We start from the raw sequence: 20,862 nt of genomic DNA, 5'->3' as shown, positions 1-20,862 counted from the left end.
GTGATAAAAATCTGTGATTACAGAGGTCATATAAGGAACTGGCGCGGACTTTGCGAAGAGCTTGGTATTGATAATACACTTTCCCGTGAAGAGCGTGAAAAGGCTATAATCATCAAAGCATATGAAAAATGGGGCAGGGAAATGGCTGACCATTTTTACGGTATGTTTGCATTTGGTCTTTACGATGATGCAGAGGATAAATATTTCTGTTTAAGAGATCAGTTCGGTACAAAGCCGTTTTATTACTATATAACAGCCGATAACAGATTGCTTTTCGGTACGAATATCAGCAGCATTATCGGTAAGGAAGGTTTTGTAAAAGAACTGAATGTTGATATGCTCCAGATCTATATGACACTTACCTATGTTGCAGGTGAGGATACATTCTTTAAAGGCGTAAAAAAGCTCATGCCAGGTCATTGGCTGGAATTTAAAGACGGGACACTGACTATTGAGCGTTACTGGACTCCTACATTCAAACCTGATGAAAGCAAATCCCTTAACGATTGGGCTGACGAGATACATACAACACTTACCAATATCTTCCCTGAGGTCAAGGACGAAGATGAAGTTGCTGAGTCATTCCTTTCTGGCGGCGTTGATTCATCTTATGTTCTTGCCATGAGTGATGCAAAAAGAGCTGATTCCTGCGGATACGATGAGGAAAGATTTGATGAATCGAGAGTTGCTGCAAAGACAGCTGAGCTTTTGAATGTTGAGCACTGTGTTGCAAATATTCAGCCAAAGGACTTCTTTGATATAGTTCCTTTTGTAATGTACAATATGGAGCAGCCTCTCGGTGATGCTTCTGCTATCGTATTTACACTTGGCTGTAAGGCTACAGCAGAGCATACAAAGCTTTGCTATTCGGGCGAAGGCGCAGATGAGTTCTTTGGCGGATATAATATGTACAGGAATGCTGAGCGTTACGGAGATAATCTCAAGACCTTCTACGTTGGTAATACCAATATTATGAAGGAAGACGAGAAGCAGCGCATACTCAAGCATTATGATCCAAGTGTACTTCCTATAAATCTTGTAAAGTACATCTATGATGAAACTGAAGGGCTTGATCCACTTACTAAAATGTCAGATGTAGATATACAGATCTGGCTTGAGGGAGATATTTACCTCAACGTTGACAAGATGAGTACAGCCTGCGGACTTGAGATACGTATGCCGCTGACTGACAGAAGAATATTTGACATTGCTTCACGTATGCCTTCAAAATACAAGGTAAATGAGGAGCAGAACAAGGTAGCATTCAGAACCGCGGCTGCAAAGGTACTTCCTGAGGAAATCGCTTTCAGGAAGAAGCTCGGATTTATAGTTCCTGTCAGAATATGGCTTGCCGATGAGCGATACAATGCAGATGTACGCGAAAAATTCAACAGTGATATGGCTGCAAAGTTTTTTAATATTGATGAGATCAATGCAATTTATAAAGACTATGTTGGCGGAAACTCTGATAACTGGCGTAAAGTTTGGACTATCTATACTTTCCTTGTTTGGTATGAGGAGTACTTTGTAAAGAGATAAAAATTATCCCCTGTGAAAACAGGGGATTTTTTTATCCAATATTATTAACTATGCTGATCGATATGTATTTGTCCACAACAGCTCTGAAATCTGTATCAGGTTCGGCATCTTCGTTATATTCTCCCTCTACCATAAGTCTTAGACCGCCGTTTTCAAGTTTTTCAAGCTCTATATAGCGGTCGCGGAAAAACATACCGTGTGAGACCTTTCTGTCTTTAAGTATTCCTTTACATTCATTCAGTGGACACCCGGGGAAATTAACATTGAATATTTGTCCGTATCCAAGTTTTTTATCTGCAAATTCATTGAGTATGCTTTGTAAGTATACATCTGAGACTTCATGCAGTTTGTCAGCTTCTTCCGAGAGGGCAATGGAAGTTATGCCTTGAAAAGAGCCTTCAAAGGCTGCACCTGCTGTAGCAGAATACTGTATATCCGATGCTACATTATAGCCATTATTCAAGCCTGAAAGTACAAGATCGGGTTTGCATGGCATGATATTCAGACTTCCTACACGAATGCAGTCAGCAGGAGTACCGCTGCATGAAAAAGCTTTGACATCGCTAACTGGAAAAGCATATGGGTATACATCAATATGATCATGTAGTGAAATACTGTGTGAAGCAGCACTTCGCTGTTCGAGAGGAGCGACTACCCATACTTCGCCGAGTTCTTTAGCCGTTTTTGCCAGTCTTATAATGCCGTCTGCATTTATACCGTCATCATTTGTTATAAGAATACGCATAGATTATCCTCCAAAATAAAATACGCTATTATTATACTATATAAAAGAAAAAAACTCAAGCACTTGTGATCGCTGAAAAAAGTGTTATTATTTTGGAGATTTTTACTAAAAAACATTAAAAATGACTTGAAATCAATGCTAAAAAATGGTATAATTAATGTTAAGGGGAAGGTTTTTCTCAATAAATAACTTGGACGGAGTGTTTATAATGGGAAATGAAGAATTATTGGAATATTATCGTTTATTTGATGCTTTATTATATACGATGACAGATGTTGAAAGCTTTGATATCGAAGAAATAAAAAATGCATTAGCTGATTTATGTAAATTTTTCAAGATATCAAAAGGGATAACCGAATTTTACCAAAATATAAGCAATGAAAAGGCTAACAAAGGTGATGTCTTTGTTGGCTATGATAACGGTGAGGATTGTGTAGAGATAATCAGCAGACGTATTGTGACTAAATCTATGGCTGTTGTTAAATGCAGTGCTTACAGAAGTGAAAAGATACCTCCGCTTTCAGCTGATGATGTTCAGAGAGTGGATCTGGTTATGCGTACGGTTTTAAGCTTTATAAGCCGTAATAGACTTCAGAACGTAGTCGAGAAGTTTACTTTTTACGATGAGTACGGTTACAGAAATGTTCGATCGTTTATAAGATATATCGAAAATCTCGATGAAAAGGGAATTCTCAGCGGTCATACAGCAATTTATTATAATCTGAGGCATTTCACTCTTATAAATCGTGAGATTGGCCGAAATAACGGCGATATCGCTATGCGAAACTTCTTTAATATGATAGAGAATATTGTTGGCGATAATGGAATCGTGTGCCGTGTTGGCGGAGATAATTTTGTATCCGTATTCAAAGATGAGCTCCTTGATGATATTTTAAAGATCGTAAAAGGTGTTCCTGTCGTTTATGATAATAACAATCAGAAGCGTATTATGGTTTCAGCAAGCACAGGTGTTTTTCGTATAACAGATGAATTTGTGTATGAAACTCCCGGAGATATCATGGATAGGATATTATCTTCATCTCAAGCTGCAAAAATAGGCGGCAAAGACAGTATCGTTTTCTTTGATGATAAAATGGAGATCGGCAAGGAAAAACGTATGAAGATACAGCAGCTTTTTCCAATTGCGCTTAAAAATAAGGAATTTAAAGTATTCTATCAGCCAAAGATCGATATACAGACAGGCGAACTGGTCGGTGCAGAAGCATTGTGCAGATGGTTCAAGGAAGGAAAGATCATACCGCCTATGGAATTTATCCCTGTACTTGAATACAGTACGGATATTTGCCAGTTGGATTTTTATATGCTTGACAATGTATGTAAAGATATTCGACGCTGGCTTGATGAAGGCCATAAGGTCGTACGTGTTTCAGTTAACCTTTCAAGAAAGCACATGATGGATGTTGATCTGCTCGATCACATTATCGAGATAGTTGATAGGAACAATGTTCCTCATAATTATATTGAGATAGAGCTTACCGAAACTACGACAGACGTGGAATTCCGCGACCTTAAACGTGTTGTAAGCGGACTCCAGCAGGCAGGAATATGTACTTCGGTAGATGATTTCGGAATGGGATATTCATCGTTAAATCTTATTCGTGAAGTTCCGTGGAATGTGCTAAAGGTCGACAGAAGCTTTTTGCCGCTTGACGAAGAAAACTCACAGAGTACAAGAAATGTCATGTTCAAGTATGTTGTCGGCATGGCGAAAGAGCTTGGTCTGGAATGTGTAGCTGAGGGGGTTGAAACAAAGAGGCAAGTTGAAATACTGAAAAATAATCAATGTGTTTTTGCACAGGGCTATTATTTCGACAGACCGTTGCCACTTGATGAATTTGAGGACAGACTTATAAAGCATCATTACATAATTGATAGTGGTGTGCCTGATTAAGTGAAATATCATAAAACGTCTTCTTTTCAGAAGGCGTTTTTCTTTTGAAAACGTATTTGTCATATAAATGTATAAATGAAGCGAATTGTTATTTTTATTTTCGTTATTACGTTTTGTATTGACAAAGGTAGGATGATGTGTTATAATTTAATTTGAGTTACTAAACATAGATCCTAATGCAGTGGGGGTGACATTAATAAAAAAAATACTAAAATATGTTTTGAATATAGGACTTATTCTCGTAATTACATTTTTTACACTGCACGTTATTTTTAAGGAACAGGAACTTACGGAAATAATCCGTGACATACGTATAGCAAATCCTATGTGGATCGCTGTCGGTGCAGTTACAGCTTTACTGTTTGTTTCCGGAGAGTCTGTCATAATACACTATATGCTTCGAGTCCTTAATCAAAAGATAAGCTTTTGGAAATGTCTGAAGTATTCATTTATTGGATTCTTTTTCTGTTATATAACGCCTTCTTCCACAGGCGGTCAACCTGTACAGATGTATCATATGAAGAAGGATAAGATCAATATAGGTTATTCCACGCTTATAATGCTGCTCATAACTATTGCTTACAAATCAGTACTCATTCTTATGGGAATTGGTTTCCTTGCATTCAATTACGATGTTGTTGCAAAATATGCTTTTGATATGAAATGGCTGATAGTATTGGGATTTGTATTGAATCTTTCTTTTATAGCCGCATTGATCCTTATATTCCTGAAACCGATATGGGCGAGAGCTCTTGGTATAAAAGTAGTCGGACTTCTTACAAAGATAAGGATACTCAAACGTAAAAATAAAGAAAAATATACAGAAAAGCTTATAGGAATATGCGATACATATGCTATGGGCTCAGACTATATAAAGAAAAATCTGTCTGTCGTCCTTAAAGTTTTTATCCTTACGTTTATACAAAGGCTTTTACTATTTACAGTTACATGGATAGTTTATCGTGCATATGGTCTGAGTGATACAAGTTATATTGATATCATAACTTTGCAGATAATGATAGCAGTTGCTGTAGAAATGCTTCCTCTGCCGGGAGCTGCCGGTATATCCGAAGGCTGTTTCCTGCTTGCATTTACAGAAATATTCGGAATAGGTCTTGTAAAGCCTGCAATGCTTATCAGCCGCGGACTTACTTTCTATCTTGTGCTGTTTGTTGGCGGATTTGTCACATTAGCAGATCGTATCATAAGATTAAAAAAAGAAAAAAACAAAAAGGAATAAAAGTTCAGCTCCGCTTTTTAGCGGAGTTTTTTATTTATGGATTTTTGTCAAATATACTTGCAATTTGGAATTTAATGCTGTATAATAAAAAAGAGGTGATAATATGAGTATTATTACTAAGTTATTGCAAAGTATTTTTTCATCTGATCTTTATATAGGTATTGCTGCTGTAGTTACAGCTATTGTATGTTATAAAGTAAAACAATGCAGAAAGTCAGTTGATAACGAAATATACGATTGGGAAGCAACAAGTGACGATCCATATAATGTTGATAAAATTGATAAGATCTTCGATAATTACAGAAAGATCAATTTTTATTATACCTTTTTTATAACATTGATATCTATTTTCCCTTTGCTGGGTATGCTTGGAACGGTTTTTGCTCTGCTTGGACTTGATATGACAAATGCAGAGGCTATCAGTAATGCAAAAAGCAGTTTCTTTGATGCCCTTACATCTACAACATGGGGAATAATATTCGCTATTACCTTTAAAATAATAAATTCGATTTTTTTCTCAGATGTAGAAGATCTTATACAGCGTCATCTGGCTCTTATAAAGAAACTCAGGAAGAGTGGTATTGACCAGTCTCAAAAACGTCGAGGATACGATTATAATGAAGATACGTGAAATAATTCTTGATTTTACATCGCTTCTTGATGTTACTATGATAATTCTCTTTTTCTTTGTTCTATACAGTTCGATCGACGTTGAAAATGTCTCGGAAAAAGCAAAAGCAGCAGAAGCTTCATATACAGAGATGCAGGCAGAGAATGAAAAGGAACAGCAGGAATGGCGTGAGAAAGCTTCACAGGAATGGGAGCGTATTCTGACCGCTGATTCAAATGCAGCTGCCAATCAGGAGGCTTTGAGTGCATACAATGACGGAAGTGGTCTTGCTTTTAATCTTCACGAAGTTGAAAGCGGTAATGTATGGTCATTAAGTGTTTTATCAGGAAACAAAAAGCTTAATGAGATAAGTTCAGACGATCAATACAAGTTGAAAGACAAGCTTAAAGAGTCCATAAAAAAAGCAGGTTTTGAAAGCGATGATGTTATAATCGCTACTTTTACATATGACGGCAGCTCTTATGGTACTGCTAAAGCTGTTCCAATTATTGAAGATGCTTTTATAAGCTTACAGCGTGATTATAAAGGTTTATATTTTACATCTATTAATATATCAAAGTGAGGTAAATAGAAATGAAGAAATTTTTAGGTTTTTTATTATTAGTTGCAATAATAGCTTTGGCTATATGGGCGTTTTTACATTTTAAAGGCTTTGGCGGATTTGGCAAGGAGTCAGAAAAAGGTAAGAACAATGATACTTCAGTAAGTGAGACAACTGAACCTGAGACAACTACAGTAGAGGATAAGCAGTTAGAAAGTGCAGAGATAACTGTATCTGGAAATGATTATCTTTACAACAATGAGAAGTTATCACTTGAAAAGCTTGTAGCTGAAATAAGCAAGCTTGATAAGAGTACAGAGATAACTATCACCTCTGATGATACAGCTGCTAAAAACACTGTTGATGAGCTTACAGACAAGCTTGAAGAACTTGGATATAATAACTTTAAAAAGGCTGATAAGTAAAAAACAAGGCTGATACAAATTGTATCAGCCTTTCTTTTATGTTGTTTCTTTACGGATAACTGTACCATTGGGGAAGACAATATCAGACTTGAATGAGAATTTCATCATAGCGTGGTTTGCAGTCTCGATCTCTTCACCGTTTTCGTCATAGAGCTTATCAAGCTTCATTTCTACAGGTTTCTGTGAAGGAGCAAGTAATTCAACTGTATCACCTGCAAAGAAACGATTTCGCTGTGTACAGTAAACTGTTCCGTTTTCGCATTTTTCAACAACAGCAACAACATCATAATTTCTGATGTAACCGCTGTTTTCATAGTACTGTGACTCTTCGGGAGTTCCAAAGAAAAATCCGTTACAATATTTTCTGTGGCTTACCTTATAGACTTCGTCTCTTATCCATTCAGGAAGAGTGAAGTTATCAGGATCTTTGTAATAATGATCCACAGCCATTCTGTAAGCGTTAGTAACAACAGCTACATAATATGCGGATTTTGCACGGCCTTCTATTTTCAGACTCTTAACGCCTACCTGAGCAAGCTTGTCTATATGCTCGATCATACACATATCCTTTGAGTTGAGGATATAAGTACCTTTTTCATCTTCATAAACAGGGAAGAACTCTCCGGGACGTTTTTCTTCCATAAGGTGATATCCCCATCGGCAAGGCTGCGCGCATTCACCTCGGTTAGCGTCTCTGTTTACAAGATACTGTGAAAGCAGGCATCTGCCTGAAAAAGAAACACACATTGCGCCATGTACAAATGTTTCAATATCGAGATCAGGAGATGTTTTTGCACGTATCTCAGCTATTTCATCAAGCGAAAGCTCTCGTGCAAGAACAACTCTCTTTGCGCCCATGTTATAAAGTTCTCGTGCAGTAACATAATTGACGATACCCGTCTGAGTTGAGATGTGTATCTCCATGTCAGGTGCGTATTTTTTTATAAGCATCAGTAAGCCGATATCAGCTACTATGAGTGCATCGACCTTTGCATCTACCGCTTCCTTAACAAATCTTTCAAAAAAGGGGATCTCTGAGTTCCTTGGCAGAGTATTGCAGGTCAGATATACCTTAACACCTTTTGAATGTGCGGCTTCAACCGCTTTGCAAAGCTGCTCAAATTCAAAGTTGAGCGGTGATGCGCGCATACCGAATTGTTTTCTGCCAAGATAAACAGCATCTGCACCGTAATTAAGAGCAGCTGCAAATCTTTCTTCATCACCCGCAGGGGAGAGAACTTCAAGTTCGTTCATCAATATTCCTCCGATTCGGCAGCGGCTGCCGCAGCAGCTGCCTCTTCTGCCTCACGGCGTTCTTTTTCTGCTTCCTGATCAGCCTGTACTATAGCCTTGTTCTGCTCATGCTCATCATTAGTCTTAGCAAATTTTGTTTCACCTGTGTAGATATTAGCAATGAAGTAGTAATCATCTGAAGGCATCTTTTCAAGAACTGCATCTATAGCGTCTAAACCCGGGTTACATATAGCTCCGGGAGGGAGTCCCTTACTTACATATGTGTCATATGCATTTATTATATCCTTGTTGATTACTTCCATGTGCGAACGTATTATTTCAGAGTAATTCCTTGTCGGATCAGACTGAAGCATTCCTACTGTTTCTGCGTCAGTGTGTTCAAGTCTGTTCCAGAATACACTTGCAACATGATTCATTTCCTCGCGGTTATTAACTTCCTTTTGAACTATAGAAGCAAAAGTGATGAGCTGATCAAGTGAAAGATTGAGCTTAGCCATTCTTTCCAGTCTATCATTGGTCATTTTCTGATTGAAGTTGAAATATATCTTCTGGCATACTTCTTCCGGATCCATATCTTTAGTAAAAGTATAAGTATCGGGGAAGAGATATCCTTCCATACGTGTTTCGGTAAACTTCAGAGTATTTGTATCTTTTGAAAGATACTTTTCAAAATCAAATCCGTAATCTGCTGCATTGAAATTGAAGAGGAAATCGTCAGCCTTGCATACACCTTCGTCATCGAGCAGTTCAGCTGCTTCATAAAGGTTTATACCTTCATAGAAGGTTATTGATACTGCTTCCTTCTGCGACTCTTCCTCAACGCTCGTAAGCTTGTTTATGATAGTTTCATATGCCATGCTCGGGCTTACAAAATGTTCGCCTGCGAGATAAACGTCCGCAGATTTTCTGAACTTTGTGAAAAGCTGGAAGCACTTAGGAGAATTTATGATGCCTTCATCATACAGAAGCTCGGATATTTCCTTTGTAGTGGCATTCTCGGGAACGTTAATGAGCTTGGTATTATCGCTCTTGCCAATGCCGAACATATCTCTGCCAAAGGCGATGATAACAAGTGAAAGGCATATGGAAACAGCAAAAATGAATACTGTAAGGATAAGAACGCCAGGTAAACGGCTTCTTTTCTTCTTCTTTTTCTTATGGTGAGCGTTGTTTCGCTTTACGGCGGCATTATTCCTCTGAGGAATGTAATCCTGTTGTGCAGGTGGTGGAACAGGACGTTCATTTTTGGGGATTTCAGCTTCCTGTCTTCTGACATTAGCAGAATTTCGCACTGCCATTTCAGGTTCTTTTGCATGAGATACAACTTTTTTTACAGGTATTTCAGCTTTTGTCTCAGCGACCTCTTCTTTTATTTCTTCTTCTTTTTTTAATGCCTCTGCTTCGCTTGATTTTTTAGCTTGATCCAGCTGATTGAGGATATCATTGATAACATCATTATTGTTATCAGCCATTGCAGAGCACCGTCCTTTCTTCAGTTACAATAAGATTTACGACAAGATCATGCTGCATAAGAGGAAGCTGTTTTACAATGAGTTCTTCATAAGCAAGAGCAATTGTGAAAATATCGGGATTTTCAGAGATGAACTCGTCATAGTATCCTCCGCCGTATCCGAGTCTGCCGCCTTCTTCTGTAAAAGCGAGCCCCGGGATTATGCAGACAGTTTTATCGGTTATAACAGGCTTTGGGAGAGCACTGTCAGGTTCGGGAATACGGTACATACCCTCATGCAGATCGGCAACTGATTCAATGAGATGAAAAGTCATTGAACGCTCTGAGCCGCATTTGGGAAGTGCCACATTTTTTCCCATTTCTATAAGCTTATCTATGAGCAGATATGTATCTACTTCCGAACCAAAAGAGGCGTAAAGCAGTACATTATCGGCTTCTTCTATTTTTTCCTCTTCAAGCAGCCTTTCGGTGATATCAAGGTCTTTTGAGACTTTATCACGTATCTCCGCTCGAAGATGAGAATATTCTTTTCTAAGTTCTTTTTTATTATCCATATCAGTCACATAAAATAGCATTTCGCTGTCGTTGGCTTTCCGCCTTTGAATGACATTTTTCAACGAGTTTCAAACCAAAATCAACGGCAACACCTGCACCTCTTGCAGTAATAAAGATACTGTCTTCCGCAACTCCGCCGTTTCCGATATTTGCGCCGTCGAGCTGAGTTTCAAATCCCTCATAGCATACAGCAGTCTTGCCTTTGAGAAGTCCTTTGTGTCCGAGTATTGAAGGAGCAGCACATATAGCACCGATGAATTTATTGTTTGAAACACAGTAATCAATGGCAGCCTGAACATATTCAGACTTTTCAAGATTAAGTGTACCAGGCATACCACCGGGGAGAACGATCATTTCAAGTTCATCTGTAAGAGGAGCTTCCTGAGCAATTGTATCGGTAACAACAGGGATACCGTGTGAACCTGTGATTATATTATCGCCAACACCTACAGTTATGACCTGTTTGCCTGCACGTCTGAGCAGGTCGATAGGTGCAATAGCTTCTGTCTCTTCAAATCCGTTTGCAAGAAAGACGTATATCATTTTCTTTATCCTTTCATTTAAAAGTTACAATATATTTTTTCAGAAGAAAAGCAGGGTGATACGACTGCTTTGCTTTACGCAGTCCCTCTATCCCGAGATCTTCCTCACGATTGATATATTTATATTGAGCGGCAGCTTCTTTAGCAAAGCAATTGTTTATGCCTGCATAGATGCCGTCGTATTTTGTATCTGCTTTTTCAATATGAACACAGAACGTTTCGTTATTGAGCTGGTCTCCGATAGTGAATGCAGCTACTTCACCGCCGATACGTATAACTCCGCCTTTAAGTCCAAGTTCATGGAAGTAAGTGAAATACGTGTTTATAGCGTATTGTTCGGCTATATATGAATGATCGTGTTCTTCATTTCTGTTATTGTACTCAATAGTACTGAAAGTGATGCAGTCATTAAAGTCATTTTCCGTCATCATTTTGAACTCAGCATCAAGCTTGTTGAAATGTGCAAGATGATTGCGCTTTCCATGATATTTTCTGCCCGAAAGAGTTATCAGATCCTGAGTATTATATATGTAATCCCAGTCGCCTTCATCGGTCGATACCGAGAAACTGTCAGGAAAAACTTCATTTAGCATTTGAAGTGTTTTTTCTGTAATTCCTGCGACTCGCAGCGGCTTCCCGAGTTTTTCGGAATAAGCCTTCATTTCAGAAATGACTTCGCGGTAATCACCTTCGCCAGACGGAAAAAAGAAGCGGGGGACACCATCTTCTGATCTGAATGAGCAGCATATGTAAAAATCTTTATAAAAAGATATTTGTGAATCGCCAAGCCTTTTCCACGCCATATTATTGGCAAAGCTGTACTCACAGCCCATAAACTGAGACTTGTTCAGTGCAGCATTGATACGTTCCTTGTCGGTTATGGCAATATCTCTGAATTCAAGCATTATATCACCTGATATCAGTTTTTTTCAAAGTATCAAAATATTCTTTTACTTCGTTTATTTTTCCGCAGGTCATCTTGCCCTCAGGACATTTTCCACTGGAAACGCATGAAGGACCTGCATGAGAAAAGATATGAGGTGCTACTTCAAGGCATTGTCTTAGCATTTCATTAGCTACGGCTCTTATCTCCCACTGTGCTCGGTTGCAGCAGCGGTGGCGGAAGAAATTGAACAGTGAACGCACATTCATTGTAACGACAATTTTTGTCTCACAGGCATTGGGCAGTATAAAACGAGCATCTTCATTTGCAAGCTTTGATGCCTTTGAACGAGCACTTTTTTCATCAAGCCCCTGTGCAATCAATTCCTTTGTATGCTTTTCGGTAAGGAGTTCGGCAATTTTTGCATAGCTGTCTGTTATCTCAGCGATAACTCTGTCGTACTCCGATTTTGCCTCGGGAAGTTCCTCAATAGCAGGAGGTGTTATAAACTCAAATCCGTTCTCGTTTACGTATCTCTGGCTCTTTTGTGAATATGAAGCAATACGATGTCTTACAAGCTGATGTGTACAAGCTCTTGAGACACCTTCAATCCCAAAAGTAAACGAAACGTGTTCCATGACGCTTTCGTGTCCGATGGACGCAAGCATATCAATGAAACTTTCGGTTTTTTCATCTGTGAGCCCGTCTCTGAGTGACTCAATATCGCTGCTTGAATAACAGAGCTTTGCTGCTGTTGCAACAAGTCTTTCGGGATCAGGAGTATGTGACAGGAGTTTTACCTTCAAAACAGGACACCTTCCTTATTAATAATAAAGCATATACAATAATTGTATCATTTATTTGTCATTAAGTCAAGGATATAACATAAAAATATTTAAGATAATTTATTTAATAAGGTGGTTTGGTGATAAATAGAAAAAATTTTTCATTATACTATGGACAAAATAAAAAAAATGTAGTATAATAAAACAGTATCTGGAATCTACAATTATATCGGAGGAATTTACAGATGAATAAGTTTAATAAGTTTGCTGCAGCTGCTGCGGCATTCGCACTTGCTGCTGCTTCTGCAAGCTGCAGCGCACCTGAGGCAATTACATTCGGAAAGGGCTCTCAGACAGCTCTTACTGTTGATGGATATGAAGTACCCGCAGGCGTATTTATTTATAATGAGATATATGCTTATAATACTGCACAGTATGAGCTGTACTCAAAGAACGGTCAGATGCCTACATTGGATGAAGTAAAAAATTCAACGATCCAGTCAAAGGATGCTGTAGACTGGATACAGGATCAGGCAACTGAGGCTTGCAGAGATTTTGTTGCAAGTGAGAAGGAATTTGAAAAGATAGGCGGAGAACTTACTGCTGATGAAAAGGCGCAGGTCAAGGATTATCTTTCTCAAAACAGTTCAAATTCTACTCTTTCCGTAAACGGCGTTGGTGAAGAATCTCTCAGAAAGATAATTGAGAATTCATTTAAGACAGAAGCAATTTTCAAGCATTATTACGGAATCGATGCTGAAAAAGGATGTTCGGAAAGCGAATTGAAGGAGTATTATCAGGACAAGACTACAAGAGTAAAGTATTTCACTATAAGTCTTGTTGATGAAAATGGTGAGCAGTATGGTGCAGATGAGAAGCGTACACTCAACAAAATGGCTGATGAATACATTAAGGAGATCAATTCTCAGAGCTCAAATGATAAGAAACTCAAGAAGATAGACGAGTGTGGGGAAGAATACAACAAGTATGTTGAAGAGCGTGCAGCTAAGGCTGCTGAAGAAGCTGCTAAGGAGGCAGGGGAGACAGTAACTACAACAACTACGACGACAACTACTACCGATGCAAGCGCAACAACTACTACAACTGATCCTTACGCAAATGAAGTTCTTGTAACAAAGTATACTACAACAGTTGCTGAGGAGAATACCGACGATACAGCTACAACTACTACACTGTCTGCTGAGCAGGAAGCTGCTAAGAAATCACAGAAGGATTACAATGATTATCTGTTCAACAAGCTCGATGATTATAAGGCTGAAAAGTATCAGTACGATGATGATACTATCTATATAGTTATCAAGGCTGATATCAAGGAAAGAATGACAGATGATGATCTTTGGAGCAAGGATCAGATCGAATCTCTCCTAAGTGAGCGTTATTATAAGGATTTTCAGGATATGATGAAGGGAATATCCGAGAGCTTATCAGTTAATAAGAATAATACTGCATACAGCAGATATTCACCGTTTAAGCTTGATCTTGAAGCAAAATAAAAATTTAAGGCTGCCGTAAAGGCAGCCTTTTTATATGCTGTTTTTTCTTATCTGTAATCTGACATCATCGCCCTTGAATTCGAGACATGAATACATAGAAACGATACGCGAAACTACTCTTTTGTCGTATCTTCGTGCGATACCTGCAAGGTCAAGGTTAGTGCTTATTATTGATGGCTTACCGCAGTTTAAACGTGTGTTAATGATGTTATATATAGTTGCATTATAAAACTGGGATTCATATTCTGTGCCCATATCATCGAGAATAAGCAGATCGGTATTCATAACAAGATCTATCATTTCCGATGAATGTTCATAGCTGAAATGCTCTTTTTCGATGTTTCTGAGAATGTTTATAGCTGAGTCGTATATGACGCTGTAGCCTTTTTCGAGGACTTTATTTGCTATAGCAAGTGAAAGATGTGTTTTGCCAAGTCCTGTCTGACCGAACATGAGTATGCTTTTAGAGTCGGGAGAGAATGTTGAGGCATACTGCATAGTATATTCCAGGATTTTCTTCATAGCCAGATAATTTTCACCGGAATAATAAGAAAGAGAAAAACTCTCAAAATTAGAAAGTTTCAGCTGAGAACTCTTATTCAGATCATCTGCTGCGAGTTTTCCACAGAGGCTTCGTAAGCAATCACAGAATTTATTGCCGTTATACCCTGTATCACAACACTTTGGGCAAGTGTAATGAATATCAAGATAGTCCTCGGGATAGCCGTGTTCGGCAAGAATTTTTCGTGACATTGCCTGCGCACCAAGGTTATACTGCTTTAATTGTTCGATCTTATCTGAAATATCTTTACCTTTGTTATTAGATATTATAGAAATAAGTTCTTTTCCTGTATTGAAAAGTACTTCATTTATCTCACGTATCTGTGGTATTTTGCTGTTTACTTCACTTATTCGCTGCTCGTTTTCGCTGACAGCTTTCATACGTCTGTTTGTTAATATAGACTGAGCTTTATCAAAAATAGAGCTGTCCATTTTTTACCTCCTCAGTATAAGAACTGATTTATAATTGATTCATATCCTTCCATATCTGCATCTTTGATGTCTTTTTTGGAAGAATTTCCTTTTTTATTCTTCTTGAAATCGTTTTCGGCATTTTTTACGTCTTGTACTGTCATAAAACCGCTGTCACGCCATGAAAGAAGTATTTTATTTATATAATCGAAGCTTAATTTGTTTATCTGTTCGATAGTTTTTTCGTATGCATAGTGTACAAGTTCAAGCTGGAAACCTGCATTTTTCCACTGTTCAATGAACTCAGCCTGCTTTGCGGTAGGGCGTCTGTTCATTTCAAATTTTTTCATAATGCTTAGTATGTAGTCTTTTGCAGCATTGCGTTTTTGTATTTCGTCCTGTGCAGCTTCCATAGTGTTGATATCGTTTTCTGCCCATGCGGAAGCGATTTTTTCGATATAAGCTGTATTTGTCTTTTCAATCGAAGCGCAGTAAGTAAGAAGGATTATGATAACTTCCTTCTTCAAACCAAGATGATCGTACATCCATATAATCGAATTCATCTGATTGTTTTTCAGTGTGCCGATAATTGTCTCAGCAACTTTGAAAAGATCTCTTATATCCTGAGAGTCCTGCATTATCGCTGCAATCTCACCGCCGCTTAGTGTTATTTTATGGTCAGGGAGTTTAGCTGCTGCGGGCTGCTGCTGTGAAGCAAGCGCAGGCGGTGTGCTGATCGACTCAGGCGGCTGTGGCTGTACCATTATTGAATTGGAGGCAGTTTGCGAAATAGTTCCCTGAGGAGTAATAACATTAGCCTGCTGCCAGAAAAGTACAGCATCTTCTGCGACTTGAACAGTAACACCTGTATTCGCTGATATATCCTCACTCGTACATATTTTACCTGAACATCTCAAAAGATACAGAAGCACTTTGATCTGATCACCTGTAGCAAGTTTGAGAAAATTGTCGGCAACAATAACAGGGACGCCGAACATTGCTCCCCATATGCCGCAGTTAACTTTATATTCCAACGAATACACCTCCAAAAACACTGTAAAAAACATTATAACATATTTTTAGAGAGTTGTCACTGTACAAATTATACAATCAAACGATAAGCAAATAGTGCACTTTTATTATGATCAAGTTTTATCAAGCCAGATTATTTTCAATATAATCTATAAGCGGCTTTTTTATTATAAGTTCACGGTTGTTTCTGAACCATTCATACGATTCTTTGAGAGAATCATTTAATGGAGTAAGATCAGGAAGAATATTATTCATTCGTTCAACATTCAAAAGATACTCATATTTGTAAAAGGGGAAATAGCTTCTCTGTGCTATTTCAGCTTCCACATTCTTAAATATTGGAGTTTTGCCGATAATTGAATAGCAAAGAGATACCCATTCTTTGATACTAACAGGAACAGGGTATCCTGTATTGAAAAGGTGTTCTTTTACATCTGAAATGAGTATTTTTTCAATCAATCTGCATAGATCACCAATATGAAAGAATTGAAGCTTCATACTGCCGTTTTCAGGCAGATAGAAAGGTCTGTCCTGTTCTGCACATTCAAAAACAAAAGATTCACGGTAAAGATTGTTCATAGGTCCGCAAAGATAAGGCGGTCTGATAATATACGCATAGGGACATCGCTGCAATAAGGCATTTTCGGCAGCAATTTTATCGGTACCGTATTTTCCCCATATTGAATTCGGACCGATTTTCATTGTTTCACAGAAAGGCTGCGGTAATGTTTCGGGATATACTGCGCTTGAACTTATAAGAATATATTTATCAAAGCTTTCCAATCCGTTAATCAGCAGCTCGACATCTTCTGAATTATAGGCTGTTACATCTATAACCGCATCGAAATGATACGGTTTCAGTGTGTTTCCGAGAGCTTTTCTGTCGCCGATTATAGGAATGACATTTTTTGACTGTGGTTTGCTGCCGCGGTTTAATACATATACAGTGCTGCCTCGTTTAGAAAAATATTCAGCAGTATATCTGCTGGCAAAAACTGTTCCGCCTGTTACAAGAATATCCATGTACTTCCTCCTGAAATATAGGTTGCTTAAATTATATCATAGTTTTGGCATAAGTACAATGTATCATAGGTTTACTTTACAGTGTATTACTTTCAAACATTTTCTTTAATTTGCTGATAGATTTTTTTTCGAGTCTTGAAACATATGACCGCGATATACCAAGTTTAGAGGCAGTTTCGTTTTGCGTATGCGGTGAAGTTCCATATAGTCCGTATCTATAAACAATTATATCGAATTCACGCTGTTCGAGACATTCTTTCAGAAAACTGTATAACTGCCGAGAACGTATAAGCGTATCTACTTGTTCGTGTATATCAGTTCCGTCATCTATCAGATCCATTAGAGTCACTGAATTTCCGTCTTTATCTGTTTCAACAGGCTCGTTTATATAAATATCTCCTGCGGATTTTTTGGCGGCACGGTATTGCATAAGAATTTCATTTTCGATGCATCTGCTTGCGTAAGTCGAGAATTTCGCACCTTTTGTATAATTAAAAGTTGATACAGCTTTTATTAATCCAACAGTTCCAACGGAAATGAGCTCATCCTGTTCGTCAGAGGTCGAAGCGTATTTCTTTACAATATGTGCTACAAGCCTAAGGTTATGTTCAATTAACTTTGAACGTGCAGATGTATCTCCGTTTGACATTTTATAGAAATACTCTTTTTCTTCCTTTGAGGATAAGGGTTTAGGAAATACAGAAGTATTATCAATGTGAAGTGCGAAGAATAATAAGCTCCTTAAAAGTTCGGTCAGCATATGAATTACCTCCAATGTGATATAGAGAATAATATGCGTAAAAGCTTGGGAAATATAGTGGGGACAAAAAAATAAAATAAAAAACAATATAAGTATATTGACGTTCTGCAATAAATATTATATAATAATAGTGTATGGATTAAGAAAGATTTACTATCGCCTACTGAAATAGGCGGTCAAAATACGGAAGAAGTGATTATTTGAAAAACTATGTTTCAGCATCTGTACTGAGTGCAGATATGCTCGATTTTAGGAATGAAATAAGAAAACTTGAGAAAAGTGATATTGATATGCTGCATTTTGATGTAATGGACGGCATATTTGTCAATAATATTACATTCGGACTTCCTGTTCTTCAACAAGTAAGAAGTGCGACAGATATGACACTTGATGTTCACCTTATGATCGCAGATCCTTTAAAATATGCAAAAAGATTTGCTGAATTTGGCGCGGATATCATATCTTTTCACATTGAGAGCGAAAGCGATACACTTGAAACGATAAAAGCTATAAAAGAATGTGGCGTAAAGGCAGCGATCGCAATAAAGCCTGCAACTCCTGCGGAAGCTGTTTATGAATATCTCCCGTATCTTGATATGGTTCTTGTTATGACTGTCGAGCCGGGATTTGGCGGTCAGAGTTTTATACCTGAAACTGCTGATAAAATAAAGAAATTAAGAGAAAAAGTAAATTCTATTGGAATTGAAACAGATATTGAGGTCGACGGCGGTATAAATGATAAAACTGCATCTATTGTCTTGAATGCAGGAGCAAACGTTCTTGTTTCGGGAAGTTATCTTTTTACATCAGATGATATGAAGTCGGCAGCTGCTGTTCTCAAGGAAGGCAAGTCATGCTGAAAAAAGCAAGAAAAGAACGCCTTATCTGGCTTGATATCATGATAACTCTTCTCACTCTGGAACTTATGTCGTATTTCTATTATGGAATACGTTCTGTCGTGCTTGCGGGAGTTTGTGTTATTACAGCTGTCATTGCTGAAATTGTTTCGCTTAGAATGATGAAGAGACGCTTTACAGCCGATGATCTTACTTGTACATCTGATGCTATGATCCTTGCACTGATGTTTCCTGCTGTCATGGATTATAAAATAGCAGTAATAGCAGTTCTTTTTGCTATTATTGCTGCAAAGAATGTTTTTGGCGGACGATTGAATATGATCTTTTCGCCTGCGGCTGCGGCATATATTTTTGTGCTTACTTCATGGGGACATCAGCTTTTACAGTACACAGAACCTCATGTAAAGACTGGTATATTTGAGAAACCAACAGGTCTTGTTAATTCTGCATCTCATACTTTTAATATGACAGGAAATGTTGATCATACTGATTTTGAGCTGCTGCTCGGTAATTTCAGCGGACCATGCGGTTCTGTAAGCATACTGCTCCTTGTTGTAGCTGCTGTGGTTCTCATTTTCAGAAGAAGTATTTCAGCAGGAGCGTTTATCGGAACAGTATTCGGCACTGGATTTTTTGCTTGCGTTACTCCTATGATAAGCTCAAGGGCTGATTCTTTCAAATATTCTCTTGTTATGAATATGGTTCTTTTTTCGGCTATATATATAGTGTCAGATATCAGGATCGCACCCAAAAGAAACTATTATGCTTTTTTTTACGGACTTTTCATAGGTGTCATATCTTATGTACTTGTACTTACAATGGCAAAAGAAAATGCTATAGTCATTGTTTCCGTACTCTTTACTCCTATAGCTCTTGGCTTTAAGAATCTTGAAAAACGGATCGAAAAGGCTGCTTCGGAGCATACATCTGAGAAAGATAATGAAGCTTCTGAGAGTGTAACAGCAGGAAAGGAGATGACTGAAGGTGAATAGTCGCAAGAAAAATCTCTTCGGCGGTATTCTTCACGATAATATCGTCCTTTCGGGACTTATGGTCATTTCTCCCGTTATAATATGCGGAGATACTCTGAAAAATGCTATGGCACTGATATATGCTTTTTCAGCCATAACATTTTTATCGGTGCTTATTTCTTCGTTTGTTCCGAAAAAATTGCCTTATACTGCAAAAATAATCATTTATGCACTTATATCTGCGGCAGTTTATGTACCTGTAAAACTAGCTGCTGAGGAGTTCTATCCTGATTCTATAGAAAGAATTGGCATATATTATCCGCTTCTTGCAGTAAATTCACTTATTGTTTTTCAGACTGAGGCAAAGTTCTTTAAAATGAAAAAGCTTGATATGATGATCTCGCTCATATTCTGCATTATTGGATTTGATGCAGTTATGCTGTTAACGGGTTTTTTGCGTGAGCTTTTTGCATATGGTACTATAAATAGCAAGATTGTTGATGTGAATACACTTATAAGCGGACTATCACAGCCTTTCGGAGGTTTTATATTCCTCGGACTGATGTGTGGTGTATACAGATTTATACGTTCACTTGTATCAAAAGATCACAGACAGGTAAGGAGTGAAGCAAGTGTTTCTGATAAATGATCTTATTACGCTGCTTGCTGCTAACCTTATATTGTCTCAGGCTTTGGGAACAAGTACGATTTTTATTGCGGCAGGAAGCAGAAAAAATCTTGTCGGTACAGCCTGTGTGATAACACTGTTCACGACTATCGGTTCAGCTGCGGCTTATTTGATAGATGCTGAACTTCCGGCATCGTTTTCTGATCTGAGATTATTATTTTATACATTGATAATCGGTATACTCTATATACTTCTCCTTACAGCAGTTTATTATGTAGGAAGAAGTTATTTTGAGGATTTCCGAAAATATATCCATGTATCTGCCTTTAACTGTGCAGTTATGGGAACGCTTTTTACAATAAGCAAAAGAGCGTCAATGGACAGTTCTTTATTTGAACTCGGGGGATATGTTTCTGCCGGATTTGAGGCAGGAATAGGTTTTATTATTGCAGCACTTATCCTTACAGTGGCTTACAGAAAACTTAATTCTGCAAAAGTTCCTGCTGCTTTCAGAGGATTTCCGGCAATGCTTGTATATCTTGGAATTATATCAATGGCAGTATATTCACTTAAATAATTGCA

The 20,862-nt window shown here is 38.0% G+C and carries 22 protein-coding genes; 11 read left to right on the top strand and 11 right to left on the bottom strand.

From position 1 onward, the window contains the following. Window positions 1-1,539 (top strand): asparagine synthetase B family protein, encoded by a 1,539-nt coding sequence (locus BLW60_RS00425; protein WP_074713946.1) that lies wholly within the window; start codon window positions 1-3, stop codon window positions 1,537-1,539. A 31-nt stretch (window positions 1,540-1,570) separates the two neighbouring features. Here BLW60_RS00425 and surE read toward each other — a convergent pair whose 3' ends face one another. Next, a complete protein-coding gene (gene surE / locus BLW60_RS00420) occupies window positions 1,571-2,284 on the bottom strand; it encodes a 5'/3'-nucleotidase SurE (RefSeq protein WP_074713945.1) in 714 nt (237 codons plus the stop codon). Window positions 2,285-2,492: 208 nt separating this feature from the next. On the opposite strand from surE, the gene BLW60_RS00415 reads away from it, so the two are divergent. The 5 genes from BLW60_RS00415 (at window position 2,493) to BLW60_RS00395 (ending at window position 7,033) form a co-directional block, all read left to right on the top strand. Continuing rightward, the gene (locus tag BLW60_RS00415; protein WP_175460859.1) at window positions 2,493-4,196 is read left to right on the top strand and encodes a putative bifunctional diguanylate cyclase/phosphodiesterase; all 1,704 of its coding nucleotides are present in this window, start codon (window positions 2,493-2,495) and stop codon (window positions 4,194-4,196) included. Window positions 4,197-4,377: 181 nt separating this feature from the next. Beyond that, window positions 4,378-5,436 (top strand): lysylphosphatidylglycerol synthase transmembrane domain-containing protein, encoded by a 1,059-nt coding sequence (locus BLW60_RS00410; RefSeq protein WP_347496341.1) that lies wholly within the window; start codon window positions 4,378-4,380, stop codon window positions 5,434-5,436. A gap of 103 nt (window positions 5,437-5,539) precedes the next feature. Next, window positions 5,540-6,067 (top strand): MotA/TolQ/ExbB proton channel family protein, encoded by a 528-nt coding sequence (locus tag BLW60_RS00405; RefSeq protein ID WP_074713944.1) that lies wholly within the window; start codon window positions 5,540-5,542, stop codon window positions 6,065-6,067. Then, a complete protein-coding gene (locus tag BLW60_RS00400; protein ID WP_074713943.1) occupies window positions 6,054-6,629 on the top strand; it encodes a hypothetical protein in 576 nt (191 codons plus the stop codon). The genes BLW60_RS00405 and BLW60_RS00400 overlap by 14 nt, the downstream gene beginning before the upstream one ends. 11 nt (window positions 6,630-6,640) lie before the next feature. Then, window positions 6,641-7,033 (top strand): hypothetical protein, encoded by a 393-nt coding sequence (locus BLW60_RS00395; protein WP_074713942.1) that lies wholly within the window; start codon window positions 6,641-6,643, stop codon window positions 7,031-7,033. Between the two features lie 36 nt (window positions 7,034-7,069). Here BLW60_RS00395 and BLW60_RS00390 read toward each other — a convergent pair whose 3' ends face one another. From BLW60_RS00390 to thyX, 6 genes are read right to left on the bottom strand one after another with little or no spacing between them, the layout of a single operon-like run. Further along, window positions 7,070-8,287, bottom strand: a complete 1,218-nt coding sequence (locus BLW60_RS00390; RefSeq protein ID WP_074713941.1) for a peptidase U32 family protein — start codon at window positions 8,285-8,287, stop codon at window positions 7,070-7,072. Continuing rightward, complete coding sequence (gene mltG / locus BLW60_RS00385; protein ID WP_074713940.1) at window positions 8,287-9,759, bottom strand: endolytic transglycosylase MltG; 1,473 nt, start codon at window positions 9,757-9,759, stop codon at window positions 8,287-8,289. The genes BLW60_RS00390 and mltG overlap by 1 nt, the downstream gene beginning before the upstream one ends. Beyond that, window positions 9,752-10,312 (bottom strand): 5-formyltetrahydrofolate cyclo-ligase, encoded by a 561-nt coding sequence (locus tag BLW60_RS00380; RefSeq protein ID WP_242872795.1) that lies wholly within the window; start codon window positions 10,310-10,312, stop codon window positions 9,752-9,754. Before BLW60_RS00380 ends, mltG begins: the two co-directional genes overlap by 8 nt. A gap of 1 nt (window position 10,313) precedes the next feature. Continuing rightward, window positions 10,314-10,856 carry a DJ-1 family glyoxalase III gene (locus BLW60_RS00375; protein WP_074713938.1) on the bottom strand — a complete coding sequence of 181 codons (543 nt, stop codon included), beginning with the start codon at window positions 10,854-10,856 and terminating at the stop codon, window positions 10,314-10,316. Window positions 10,857-10,869: 13 nt separating this feature from the next. Next, complete coding sequence (locus BLW60_RS00370; RefSeq protein WP_074713937.1) at window positions 10,870-11,760, bottom strand: DUF2156 domain-containing protein; 891 nt, start codon at window positions 11,758-11,760, stop codon at window positions 10,870-10,872. Window positions 11,761-11,764: 4 nt separating this feature from the next. Next, window positions 11,765-12,544, bottom strand: a complete 780-nt coding sequence (gene thyX, locus BLW60_RS00365) for an FAD-dependent thymidylate synthase (RefSeq protein WP_074713936.1) — start codon at window positions 12,542-12,544, stop codon at window positions 11,765-11,767. Window positions 12,545-12,768: 224 nt separating this feature from the next. Between thyX and BLW60_RS00360 the strand changes: the two genes are divergently transcribed. Next, window positions 12,769-14,037, top strand: a complete 1,269-nt coding sequence (locus tag BLW60_RS00360) for a hypothetical protein (RefSeq protein ID WP_074713935.1) — start codon at window positions 12,769-12,771, stop codon at window positions 14,035-14,037. Window positions 14,038-14,067: 30 nt separating this feature from the next. Here the strand turns inward: BLW60_RS00360 and BLW60_RS00355 are convergent, their stop codons facing one another. The 4 genes from BLW60_RS00355 to sigK all read right to left on the bottom strand — a co-directional run bounded on the left by BLW60_RS00355 (window position 14,068) and on the right by sigK (window position 17,824). Then, window positions 14,068-15,030: an ATP-binding protein gene (locus tag BLW60_RS00355; protein ID WP_074713934.1), complete on the bottom strand. Its 963-nt coding sequence runs from the start codon at window positions 15,028-15,030 to the stop codon at window positions 14,068-14,070. Between the two features lie 11 nt (window positions 15,031-15,041). After that, complete coding sequence (locus tag BLW60_RS00350) at window positions 15,042-16,043, bottom strand: DnaD domain protein (protein WP_074713933.1); 1,002 nt, start codon at window positions 16,041-16,043, stop codon at window positions 15,042-15,044. 121 nt (window positions 16,044-16,164) lie between these two features. Continuing rightward, window positions 16,165-17,064 (bottom strand): NAD-dependent epimerase/dehydratase family protein, encoded by a 900-nt coding sequence (locus BLW60_RS00345; protein ID WP_074713932.1) that lies wholly within the window; start codon window positions 17,062-17,064, stop codon window positions 16,165-16,167. Window positions 17,065-17,140: 76 nt separating this feature from the next. Next, on the bottom strand, window positions 17,141-17,824 hold the full coding sequence (gene sigK, locus BLW60_RS00340; RefSeq protein ID WP_081348059.1) for an RNA polymerase sporulation sigma factor SigK: 684 nt from the start codon (window positions 17,822-17,824) through the stop codon (window positions 17,141-17,143). A 200-nt stretch (window positions 17,825-18,024) separates the two neighbouring features. On the opposite strand from sigK, the gene rpe reads away from it, so the two are divergent. The 4 genes from rpe to BLW60_RS00320 are packed head-to-tail and all read left to right on the top strand — an operon-like array spanning window position 18,025 to window position 20,857. After that, window positions 18,025-18,684 carry a ribulose-phosphate 3-epimerase gene (rpe, locus tag BLW60_RS00335; RefSeq protein ID WP_074713931.1) on the top strand — a complete coding sequence of 220 codons (660 nt, stop codon included), beginning with the start codon at window positions 18,025-18,027 and terminating at the stop codon, window positions 18,682-18,684. Further along, window positions 18,678-19,673, top strand: coding sequence for an RnfABCDGE type electron transport complex subunit D (locus BLW60_RS00330; RefSeq protein ID WP_074713930.1), 996 nt, complete (start codon window positions 18,678-18,680; stop codon window positions 19,671-19,673). Before rpe ends, BLW60_RS00330 begins: the two co-directional genes overlap by 7 nt. Then, window positions 19,666-20,301: an Rnf-Nqr domain containing protein gene (locus tag BLW60_RS00325; RefSeq protein WP_074713929.1), complete on the top strand. Its 636-nt coding sequence runs from the start codon at window positions 19,666-19,668 to the stop codon at window positions 20,299-20,301. The genes BLW60_RS00330 and BLW60_RS00325 overlap by 8 nt, the downstream gene beginning before the upstream one ends. Then, the gene (locus BLW60_RS00320; protein WP_074713928.1) at window positions 20,285-20,857 is read left to right on the top strand and encodes an Rnf-Nqr domain containing protein; all 573 of its coding nucleotides are present in this window, start codon (window positions 20,285-20,287) and stop codon (window positions 20,855-20,857) included. The genes BLW60_RS00325 and BLW60_RS00320 overlap by 17 nt, the downstream gene beginning before the upstream one ends. Window positions 20,858-20,862: the final 5 nt, after the last annotated feature.

Origin of the sequence: Ruminococcus flavefaciens, assembly GCF_900108555.1 — a bacterium.
Lineage (GTDB): Bacteria > Bacillota > Clostridia > Oscillospirales > Ruminococcaceae > Ruminococcus > Ruminococcus flavefaciens_P.
This window is presented reverse-complemented; position numbering and strand designations above follow the sequence as displayed.